The organism is Myroides sp. C4067, from assembly GCF_038039665.1.
Classification (GTDB): domain Bacteria; phylum Bacteroidota; class Bacteroidia; order Flavobacteriales; family Flavobacteriaceae; genus Flavobacterium; species Flavobacterium odoratimimum.
In genome coordinates, this window is the sequence record NZ_JBBPHJ010000064.1 from 1 (window position 1) to 1,051 (window position 1,051).

Here is a 1,051-nt window from a genome sequence, read left to right on the forward strand (position 1 = left end):
TACGGAGGATCCGAGCGTTATCCGGAATTATTGGGTTTAAAGGGTTCGTAGGCGGTCAGATAAGTCAGTGGTGAAATTTCCTAGCTTAACTAGGACACGGCCATTGATACTGTTTGACTTGAATAGTATGGAAGTAACTAGAATATGTAGTGTAGCGGTGAAATGCTTAGATATTACATGGAATACCAATTGCGAAGGCAGGTTACTACGTACTTATTGACGCTGATGAACGAAAGCGTGGGGAGCGAACAGGATTAGATACCCTGGTAGTCCACGCCGTAAACGATGGATACTAGCTGTTCGGTTTTCGGACTGAGTGGCTAAGCGAAAGTGATAAGTATCCCACCTGGGGAGTACGTTCGCAAGAATGAAACTCAAAGGAATTGACGGGGGCCCGCACAAGCGGTGGAGCATGTGGTTTAATTCGATGATACGCGAGGAACCTTACCAGGGCTTAAATGTAGATTGACAGATTTGGAAACAGATTTTTCTTCGGACAATTTACAAGGTGCTGCATGGTTGTCGTCAGCTCGTGCCGTGAGGTGTCAGGTTAAGTCCTATAACGAGCGCAACCCCTATTGTTAGTTACCATCGCGTAGTGGCGGGGACTCTAGCAAGACTGCCGGTGCAAACCGTGAGGAAGGTGGGGATGACGTCAAATCATCACGGCCCTTACGTCCTGGGCTACACACGTGCTACAATGGCAAGTACAGAAAGCAGCTACCTGGCAACAGGATGCGAATCTCCAAAGCTTGTCTCAGTTCGGATTGGAGTCTGCAACTCGACTCTATGAAGCTGGAATCGCTAGTAATCGGATATCAGCCATGATCCGGTGAATACGTTCCCGGGCCTTGTACACACCGCCCGTCAAGCCATGGAAGCTGGGGGTACCTGAAGTCGGTGACCGCAAGGAGCTGCCTAGGGTAAAACTAGTAACTAGGGCTAAGTCGTAACAAGGTAGCCGTACCGGAAGGTGCGGCTGGAACACCTCCTTTCTAGAGAATAATTATAGAAGTATGATACTTTACTCTCGCTGTTAATACCAAAAAAA

Annotated in this window: 1 rRNA gene; it reads left to right on the top strand. The window is 48.1% G+C overall.

The annotated features are described in order from the left end of the window. A 16S ribosomal RNA gene (locus AABL87_RS17690) occupies nt 1-995 on the top strand; the annotation flags it as partial. Nucleotides 996-1,051 lie beyond the last annotated feature (56 nt).